This is a genomic window from Streptomyces sp. SID5910 (genome assembly GCF_009862125.1).
Taxonomy (GTDB): domain Bacteria; phylum Actinomycetota; class Actinomycetes; order Streptomycetales; family Streptomycetaceae; genus Streptomyces.
Window position 1 is genome coordinate 1 of record NZ_WWHX01000477.1, and the last position, 9,431, is coordinate 9,431.

8 protein-coding genes are annotated in these 9,431 nt (G+C 69.6%); 1 reads left to right on the forward strand and 7 read right to left on the reverse strand.

The annotated features are described in order from the left end of the window. The 7 genes from GTW67_RS16845 to GTW67_RS16875 form a co-directional block, all read right to left on the reverse strand. A partial coding sequence (locus GTW67_RS16845; protein WP_161165643.1) for an aldose epimerase family protein occupies positions 1-1,097 on the reverse strand: 1,097 nt, incomplete at its 3' end. 18 nt (positions 1,098-1,115) lie between these two features. Beyond that, positions 1,116-2,360, reverse strand: coding sequence for a multiple monosaccharide ABC transporter permease (gene mmsB / locus GTW67_RS16850; RefSeq protein ID WP_161165644.1), 1,245 nt, complete (start codon positions 2,358-2,360; stop codon positions 1,116-1,118). After that, the gene (gene mmsA / locus GTW67_RS16855) at positions 2,357-3,907 is read right to left on the reverse strand and encodes a multiple monosaccharide ABC transporter ATP-binding protein (protein WP_161165645.1); all 1,551 of its coding nucleotides are present in this window, start codon (positions 3,905-3,907) and stop codon (positions 2,357-2,359) included. Before mmsA ends, mmsB begins: the two co-directional genes overlap by 4 nt. A 32-nt stretch (positions 3,908-3,939) precedes the next feature. Further along, complete coding sequence (chvE, locus tag GTW67_RS16860; RefSeq protein WP_161165646.1) at positions 3,940-5,049, reverse strand: multiple monosaccharide ABC transporter substrate-binding protein; 1,110 nt, start codon at positions 5,047-5,049, stop codon at positions 3,940-3,942. A 133-nt stretch (positions 5,050-5,182) separates the two neighbouring features. Further along, positions 5,183-6,154, reverse strand: coding sequence for a hypothetical protein (locus GTW67_RS16865; RefSeq protein WP_161165647.1), 972 nt, complete (start codon positions 6,152-6,154; stop codon positions 5,183-5,185). 147 nt (positions 6,155-6,301) lie between these two features. After that, positions 6,302-7,306 carry a zinc-dependent alcohol dehydrogenase gene (locus GTW67_RS16870; RefSeq protein ID WP_161165648.1) on the reverse strand — a complete coding sequence of 335 codons (1,005 nt, stop codon included), beginning with the start codon at positions 7,304-7,306 and terminating at the stop codon, positions 6,302-6,304. After that, complete coding sequence (locus GTW67_RS16875) at positions 7,303-8,469, reverse strand: enolase C-terminal domain-like protein (RefSeq protein ID WP_161165649.1); 1,167 nt, start codon at positions 8,467-8,469, stop codon at positions 7,303-7,305. Before GTW67_RS16875 ends, GTW67_RS16870 begins: the two co-directional genes overlap by 4 nt. 214 nt (positions 8,470-8,683) lie before the next feature. Between GTW67_RS16875 and GTW67_RS38550 the strand changes: the two genes are divergently transcribed. Next, the gene (locus tag GTW67_RS38550) at positions 8,684-9,373 is read left to right on the forward strand and encodes an SCO2400 family protein (RefSeq protein ID WP_237518905.1); all 690 of its coding nucleotides are present in this window, start codon (positions 8,684-8,686) and stop codon (positions 9,371-9,373) included. Positions 9,374-9,431: the final 58 nt, after the last annotated feature.

Genomic DNA, 9,431 nt, shown 5'->3' on the forward strand with positions numbered 1-9,431 from the left:
AGCACGGTCGACGGGAACGACGGGTGGTTCGGCGAGTCCGGGAAGTGCTGGGTCTCCAGGCACAGCGCGTCGCCCTGCCGGTAGACGGAGCCGCCGGTGCCGGTCAGGGTGCCGTCGAGGAAGTTGCCCGAGTAGAACTGGAGGCCCGGCTGGTCGGTGGCGATGCGCAGGGTGCGGCCGGAGGCGCCGTCGCGCAGGGTGGCGATGTGCTCGGGGCGGTCGGTGACGCCCTTGTCCAGCACCCAGTTGTGGTCGAAGCCCTTGGCGGTGACCAGCTGCGGGTGGCCGGCCCGGATGTCCCGGCCGATCGGCTTGGCGCGGCGGAAGTCGAACGGGGTGGCCGCGACCCTCGCCAGCTCGCCGGTGGGGATCAGACCGGCGTCGGTCGGCGTGTACCGGGAGGCGGCGATCGACAGTTCGTGGTCCTCGATCGTGCCGCTGCCCTCACCGGCCAGGTTCCAGTAGACGTGGCTGGTGAGGTTGACGACGGTGGCCTTGTCGGTGGTGGCCTCGTAGTCGATGCGCCATTCGCCGCGCCGGGTGAGCGTGTACGTCACCTTCGCCCGGAGCGTGCCCGGGTAGCCCATCTCGCCGTCGAGGCTGGTGTAGTGCAGGACCAGGCCCACGTCGGAGCCCCGGGTGAAGGGCTCGACGTCCCACACCCGGTAGTCGAAGCCGAGGGCGCCGCCGTGCAGGGAGTTCTCGCCGTCGTTGACGGAGAGCTGGTACCGCTTGCCGTCCAGGGTGAAGCGGCCCTTGGCGATGCGGTTGCCGTACCGGCCGATCAGCGCGCCGAAGTGCGGGCTGCGGGCCACGTAGTCGCCGAGGTCGTCGAAGCCCAGCGAGACGTTCGCGTGCCGGCCCCGGCGGTCGGGGATCTCCAGGGACTGCACGACACCGCCGTACGACAGCACCTTCATCCGGGTGCCGCCGTTCTCCAGCGACCAGCGGTACACCTTCGTGCCGTCGGCCAGCTTGCCGAAGAGCTCCTTCACCGGCTTCCTGCCTCCCGTGGCGTGTGCCGTGCCGCCGAACGCGGTGCCGGCGATGCCCGCGGCCGCGGCCGATGCCATGACCGTGCGTCTGCTCAGTTCCATTGCGGCTCCTGTACTTGGCTACGAACCGACCTTGCGCTTGTTCCACACGTCGAACCCGACGGCCGCGAGCAGCACCAGGCCCTTGATGACCTGCTGCCAGTCGGTGCCGATGCCGACGAGGTTCATGCCGTTGTTCAGCACGCCCAGGACCAGACCGCCGATGATCGCGCCGAGGACCGTGCCGACCCCGCCGCTCATCGACGCGCCGCCGATGAACGAGGCGGCGATGGCCTCCAGTTCGAAGTTGAGGCCGGCCTTGGGCGAGGCGGCGTTGAAGCGGGAGGCGAAGACGAGGCCGGCCAGCGCCGCGAGCATGCCCATGTTGAGGAAGACCAGGAAGGTGACCTTCTTGTCCTTCACGCCCGACAGCTTGGCCGCGGGCAGGTTGCCGCCGATGGCGTAGATGTGGCGGCCGACGATCGCGTTGCGCATCAGATAGCCGAAGCCGACGACCAGCACGCCCAGGATGAGCAGCACGATCGGGGCGCCCTTGTAGCTGGCCAGCAGCAGTGTGACCACGAGGACGGCGGCGACCAGCGCGACCAGCTTGAGCAGGAACAGCTTGGCCGGCGGCACGTCCAGGGAGAACTCCTGCTGGCGCCTGCGGTCGCGGACCTCCTGGTAGACCACGAAGGCGATCAGCGCGAAGCCGAGCAGCAGGGTGAGGTTGTGGTAGTTGGTGTTCGGGCCGACCTCGGGCAGGAAGCCGTTGGCGATCTTCTGGAGGTCCTTCGGGAACGGGCCGAGCGTCTGGCCCTTCAGGAAGATCTCCGTCAGACCGCGGAAGAGCAGCATGCCCGCGAGGGTCACGATGAACGACGGTATGCCGAGGTAGGCGATGAAGAAGCCCTGCACGGCTCCCGCGGCCGCGCCGATGGCCAGGCACAGCACCACCGCGAGCGGCCAGGACAGATCGTGCTCGACCATCAGCACGGCGGCCGTCGCCCCGATGAACGCCGTCAGCGAGCCGACCGACAGGTCGATGTGGCCCGCGATGATGACGAGCATCATGCCGATCGCGAGGATCAGGATGTAGCTGTTCTGGAGCACCAGGTTGGAGACGTTGCGCGGCAGCAGCAGGTCGCCGTCGGACCAGACGGCGAACAGCGCCACGATCAGGCCGAGGGCGATCAGCATGCCGTACTGGCGCATGTTGCGGCGCATGCCGTCGAGCATCAGCCGCAGCAGGCCGCCCCCGTCGGCCGAGGCGCCTTTGCCCGGGGGTGCGGGGGCCGGGGTCCTGTCGGTCACGTCCGTGCTCATCGGCTTACCTCTTTGTCCTTCGTCATCTGACGCATCAGCGCTTCCTGCGACGCCTCGGCCCGCGAGAACTCACCCGTCAGCCGTCCCGCGGCCATCGTGTAGATGCGGTCGCACATGCCGAGCAGCTCCGGCAGTTCGGAGGAGATGAAGACGACCGCCTTGCCCTGGGCGGCCAGTTGGTCGATGACCGTGTAGATCTCGTACTTGGCGCCCACGTCGATGCCGCGGGTGGGCTCGTCCAGGATCAGCACCTCGGGACCCGCGAAGATCCACTTGCTGAGGACGACCTTCTGCTGGTTGCCGCCGGACAGCTTGCCCACCGGCTCGAAGACGGTCGGCGCCTTGATGTTCATCGACTTGCGGTACTCCTCGGCGACCTGCCGTTCCCCGTGCTCGTCGACGACGCCCCGCTTGGAGACCTTGCCCAGTGCGGTCAGCGAGATGTTCCGGTTGATGGTGTCGATGAGGTTGAGGCCGTAGTGCTTGCGGTCCTCGGTGACGTACGCGATGCCGTGCCCGACCGCCTCCGGGACGGTCTTCGTACGGATCTCGCTGCCGTCGCGCAGGACCGTGCCGCCCGCGTAGCGGCCGTAGGTGCGGCCGAACACGCTCATCGCCAGTTCCGTGCGGCCGGCGCCCATGAGGCCGGCGATGCCGACGATCTCACCGCGCCGCACCTCGATCGACACGTCGTCCACGACCTTGCGCTGCTGGTCGATGGGGTGGTGCACGGTCCAGTTGCGGATCTCCAGCGCGGGCGCCGACCCCTCCTCGGGGTGGTGCGGGGTCCGGTCCGGGAAGCGGTTCTCCAGGTCGCGGCCGACCATCCCGCTGATGATCCGGTCCTCGGTGGTCTCCGCCGCCTTCACGTCGAGCGTCTCGATGGAGCGCCCGTCGCGGATGATGGTGACCGAGTCGGCGACCCGGCGGATCTCGTTGAGCTTGTGGGAGATGATGATCGAGGTCATGCCCTGTTCCTTCAACTGAAGGATCAGGTCGAGGAGTTTGCCGCTGTCCTCGTCGTTGAGCGCCGCCGTCGGCTCGTCGAGGATGAGCAGCTTCACCTTCTTCGACAGCGCCTTGGCGATCTCCACCAGCTGCTGCTTGCCCACGCCGATGTCGGCGACCCGGGTCTCCGGGTGCTCGTCGAGACCGACCCGGCGCAGCAGCTCGGTGGCGTGCCTGAGCGTGTCGTTCCAGTTGATCAGCCCGCGCTTGGCGTGCTCGTTGCCGAGGAAGATGTTCTCCGCGATGGAGAGGTACGGCACCAGCGCCAGCTCCTGGTGGATGATCACGATGCCGTGCTGTTCGCTCGCCCGGATGTCCTTGAACCGGCAGGTCTCGCCCTCGAAGAGGATGTCCCCCTCGTAACTGCCGTGCGGATGGACGCCGGAGAGCACCTTCATCAAGGTCGACTTGCCGGCGCCGTTCTCGCCGCAGATGGCGTGGACCTCGCCCTGGTGAACGGTCAGCGTGACGTCCGACAGCGCTTTGACACCGGGGAAGGTCTTGACGATCGAGCGCATTTCCAGGACGGGTCCCGCCATGGTCGTGCCTTCCAATCCTTGGGTGGGCCCGGTTACTTGAGGTCGTTCGCGGTGTAGTAGCCGCCGTCGATGAGGACCTGCTGGTAGTTGGCCTTGTCGACGCTGACCGGCTGGAGCAGGTAGGCGGGGACGACCTTGGAGCCGTTGTCGTAGGACTTGGTGTCGTTGACCTCGGGCTTCTTGTCCTTCAGCACCGCGTCGACCATGTTGGAGGCGACCTTGGCGAGCTGGCGCAGGTCCTTGTAGACGGTCTGCGTCTGCTCGCCCGCGATGATCGACTTCACCGAGGCGACCTCGGCGTCCTGGCCCGTGACGACCGGCATGGCCTTGCCGGCGGAGCCGTAGCCGTCCGACTTCAGGGCGGACAGGATGCCGATGGAGATGCCGTCGTACGGCGAGAGCACGGCGTCGACGCGGGCGCTGCGGTAGCTGGAGGTCAGCAGGTCGTCCATGCGCTTCTGCGCGGTGCCGCCGTCCCAGCGCAGGGTGGTGACCTGGTTGAGGGCTGTCTGCTTGGAGCGGACGACGAGCTGGCCCTTGTCCATGTACGGCTTCAGGACGTTCATCGCGCCCTGGAAGAAGTACTTGGTGTTGTTGTCGTCGTTGGAGCCGGCGAACAGCTCGATGCTGAAGGGGCCCTTCTTGGAGCCGTCCTTCAGGCCGAGCTTGTCGAGGATGTAGCCGCCCTGGAGTTCGCCGACCTTCTCGTTGTCGAACGAGGCGTAGTAGTCGACGTTCTCGGTGCCGAGGATCAGCCGGTCGTAGGAGATCACCGGGATGTCGGCGTCCTTGGCCTGCTGGAGCACGTTGCCCAGGGACTTGTTGTCGATCGCGGCCACGATCAGGGCGTCCACACCCTGCGTGATCATGTTCTCGATCTGGGAGACCTGCTGGTCGGGGTCGTCCTCGCCGTAGACGAGCTTGGTCTTGTACCCCTTGGCCTTCAGTTCCTTCTCGACGTTGGCGCCGTCGGCGATCCAGCGCTCGGAGGACTTGGTGGGCATCGCGATGCCGATGGTGGCGCCTTCGCCGCCGCCCTTGTCGTCGCTGCCGCCCTCGCTGTCCTGGCCGCAGGCGGTCAGGGTGAGGGCGAGGGTGGCGGCGGAGGCGACGGCGGCGAGTGCGGCTCTGCGGTTGCGCATGGTCATCATCCTTGATGTGGGTGCAGGGCTCGGTCTGGTGGTGCCAGAACGCTGGGAGAGCGGAACGACCGAGAGCAGGTGTGTGGGATTGTGCGCGGTCGTGTCGTCTTTTGTGAAGGGGGTTTCCGGAACGTTATGACGAGATCTCGAACCGGTTGAGCGCCCCCGGAAGCCGCGAGCCGAGCGGGGCCATGTCCCCGCCGGCGCCGTGCCGTTGGAGGAGATCGAGGGCCAGCCGGCCGCGCCGCACCCGCTCCTTGGCGGTCGCCAGCGTCAGTTCCCGCAGGTGGTGTCCGTAGGGGTAGAGCCCCGGCGCCTTCGACAGGCCGAACTTCAGATACAGCGGGGCGCCGCGCCGGATCAGCTCGGCGACCTCGTACATGCGCACATAGCCGCCGAGGTCGTCGGGTGCCTCGATGTACATGTCCATGGGCGCGGCCGAAACCCGCCGGATCTCGGTCAGGTGGGCCGGCGTCAGATCGCTGGGCACGTTGATCGAGTCGGCGCCCAGTCGCTCGTACACCTCGTACGAGGCCGGGTTGACGGGGCCCACGAGCGCGGAGAGCTTGAGCGTCGTGTCGGCCGGGAGGACACCGGCCGACCGGGCCCGGTGCAGCGTCCACAGCACGCCCTCGTCGGCGACGAGCAGGCACTTGACGCCCAGTTCGGTGGCCCGTACGGCGTCCTCGACGCATCCGGCGACCGCGTCGTGGCCGCGCGCCCTCAGGCCCGCGCCGCCGGAGTCGGTCCGGGTGGAGCCGCCGATGTCCCAGGTGCCGCGCGGGCCGGTGAACAGGCAGAGCTCGATGTCGCGTGCGGCGGTGGCCTCGACCATCTCGGTGATCTCGGCGTCGGTCAGCATCCACACGCCGCTGCCCTGGCTGATCCGGTGGACCGGCACGTCCAGCCGCGAGGACTCCTTGAGCACCACGGCCAGCGCCTCCGGCCCCTCGCAGGAGGGGATCTCGGTGCGCCAGCGGCCACCGCCCGGGAAGGAGTGCGGCGAGGCGTCGGCGGGGTCGAGGGCGGGCGCGGCCAGACCGAGGGCGGCGAGCGCCTGCTCGCCGGGCCTGCGGGCCGCTGCCTGGGCGGAAGAGTCGGTCACGGGCTGTCCTTCGTGTGCGACGGGCCGCCCCGAGATGCCGGTTCGAAATACCGGACAAGGTTCGCGGCGGAGGGTACGAAAAGCTCGGTTCGGTGGGTGTACGCCGGTACGGAGGCCGTCAGGTCGCCACCGCACCGGCGTACGGCTTCAGGGGCGCAGCAGCACCTTCCCGACCTTGGGATCGCCGGCCCCCACCAGCTCGATGGCCTGCGCGAACTCGGTGAGCGGCAGCTCGTGCGTCACCAGCGGCAGCGGGTCGAGCAGCCCGGCGGCGAAGACGCGCACGGTGTGCGCCCAGGCGTCGGGGGGTGCCCCGAAGACGGTGTGCACCTCCAGCTGCCGCACCACCAGCTCGGTCGGGTCCAGCCCGTCCGCGCCCGGCGCCGGGATGCCGGTCAGCACCAGCCGCCCGCCCCTGCGCAGCAGCGCGGCGGAGGTGCGGGCCGCGTCCGCGGAACCGGCGGTCTCGATCACGACGTCGAAGTCGTCCGGCAGGGCCTGGTCCTTGGTGCGGAAGCCGGTCGCCCCGTACCGCCGGGACAGCGCCTCCCGGTCGTCGCGCGTGCCGACCACCAGCAGCTCGGCGGGGGAGGCGGCGCGCAGGAACTGCACGGCGAACATGCCGAGCGTCCCGGTGCCGACGACGGCGACCCGCTCGCCGGGCCGGGCGTTCGCCTTGAGCGCGGCGGCCGCTATGCAGGCGGCCGGCTCCAGCAGGGCGGCCGCCGTGAGGTCGGCGCCGTCGGGCAGGACGTGCAGGAGACGGGCGGGCAGCGTCAGCGTGGGTGCCATGGCACCCGGCTGGGTGAACCCGGTCTCCTCGTACCGGGCGCCGCACAGGGTGGTCTCGCCCGCGTGACAGCGGTCGCACACCTGGCAGTTGCGGAAGCCCTCACCGACGACCTTGCGCCCCACCAGGGACGCCGGCACCCCGGCCCCGACCGCGGCGACGGTCCCGGACCACTCGTGGCCGGGGGTGAGCGGGTAACGCACGTACCCCTCGGGCCGGTTGCCCTGGTAGACCTCGCGGTCGCTGCCGCAGATCCCGGCGGCGTGCACCCGCACCAGCGCCTCACCCGGGCCGGGTTCGCGCGGCTCGTGCGCCACGAGCCGGTGCGCGCCCGGCGCCTCGACGACGACCGCCCTGCTCATGCCTGCGTCCCCTTGGGCTTGCGCTGCTCCCAGCCCTCGGCCCACAGGTCGAACCGCGCCTGCTGCTGCGGGAATTCGGCCGCCGCGTCGGTGTCCAGCTCGACGCCGAGTCCGGGGGCGTCGGACAGGTGGAAGCAGCCGTCCTCCGGATCCACCACCGGCGCTCCCTTCACGACCTTCTTGATCTCCGCGTCGGCGAAGTCGTTGAAGTGCTCCAGGACCTTGAAGTTGGGCGAGGTGAAGCCGACCTGGAGGCTGGCGGCGGTGAGCACGGGACCGCCGACGTTGTGCGGCGCGACGAGCGTGTAGTGCGTCTCGGCGGTCGCGGCCAGCTTCCGCGTCTCCCAGATGCCGCCGATGTGGCCGACGTCCGGCTGGATGATGTCGACGGACTGGTCCTCGAACAGCTCGCGGAACTCGATCCGGTCGTGGATGCGCTCACCGGTGGCGACCGGGATGTCGACCTTCTCGGCGACCTTCCTCAACGCCCTGAGGTTCTCCGGCGGCACCGGCTCCTCCAGCCAGGCCGGCCTGAACGGCGCGAGTTCGCGCGCGAGCCGCACGGCGGTGGAGGGGGAGAAGCGGCCGTGCATCTCCAGCATCAGCTCGGCGTCGGGCCCGATGGCGTCCCGCACGGCCTCGATCAGCGACACCGCGTAGTTCGTCTGCCGCTGGTCCAGCTCGAAGTGCCCGGTGCCGAACGGGTCGATCTTCAGCGCCCGGTACCCGCGCTCCATGACCCCCTGCGCGGCCTTGTGGTATGCCTCCGGCGTCCGCTCGGTCGTGTACCACCCGTTGGCGTACGCCTTGACCTTGTCGGTGACCCTGCCGCCGAGCAACTGCCAGACCGGGACGCCGAGGGCTTTGCCCTTGATGTCCCAGCACGCCATCTCGACGACGGCGATGCCGGACATCACGATCTCGCCGGCGCGGCCGTAGTCGCCGTACTTCATGCGGCGGACCAGATCCTCGACAGCGAACGGGTCGGAACCGAGAATGTGGTTGGCCTCGGCCTCCTTCAAGTACCCGAGGAGGGCGTCGGTGTGGCCGAGCATCCGGGTCTCACCGACTCCGGTGACGCCCTCGTCGGTGTGCACCTGGACGTAGGTCAGGTTGCGCCACGGCGTCCCGACCACGTGTGTGCTGATTCCGGTGATGCGCACGGCGGTTGCCCCTCGCGTCGTTCGATATTTCGTCAGCCGTTCGAAATGCTGGCGTGACATTAAGGAGGGTGCGGCGGGGGTGTCAATGGGTCGGACAGGTAACGGTTTCGCCAGTTTCGAAGAGCGGAGCGGAGTGCCTCCGGCCGCTTTCCCACACAACCTTCACAGCCATGTCTAGGAACGGGCCCGTCGCGGAACTTAATCTTCCCGCGTCATGGACTACTGCCACCCGTGCCGACGGCACCTGAACGGCGCCCTCGCCTGTCCTGGGTGCGGCACTCCTGTCGAGCAACCGCCCGCGCCGAGCGGCTACTTGACGGCCGATGAGGAACGTCCGCCGCAGGCCGACGACGCCGCGACCCCGACGGAGGGCGGCAGGGCGAGCCGCCGGGACCGCAAGGCCGCCGCACACCGCCGCCGGCGCCGCCGCACCGTGCTCATCACCGCGGGCTTCGTCCTCGCGGCGGGCGGCCTGAGCCTGGCGGAACTCGGCCTGGACGCCCCGGACACCTCGGCCCAGCCGACGTCCACCGGTGCAGAAACAGCGGACGGCACGACGACGCGGGAGGTGGGGGAAGCGGCGGAGCCATCGGCGGCCCCGGCCGCCGACACGGCCCAGTCACCCCCGCCGTCAACGACCCCGTCCCCGAGCACGTCCACCTCGGCCTCACCGTCCGCGTCGCCCTCGACGTCGGCTTCCCCGGAGGTCACGAAGTCCCTGACGGCGACCGATCCCGACTCCCCGGCCTCCCGACCCGCGTCCCCCACCGGCCCCGCGAACCCGGCTCCGTCCTCCCCGGAGCCCGACGACGACCCGCCCCGAACAACGGCCCCCACCCCACCGGAGACCCCGACCCCAACCCCCACAAAAACCTGCGACCGCTTCCTATGGTGGTGCACCTAGGCCTAGCTGCGGGCAGCAGTGCCGCCCGCACCGCCACAGTCCCCACGTAGCTGCGGGC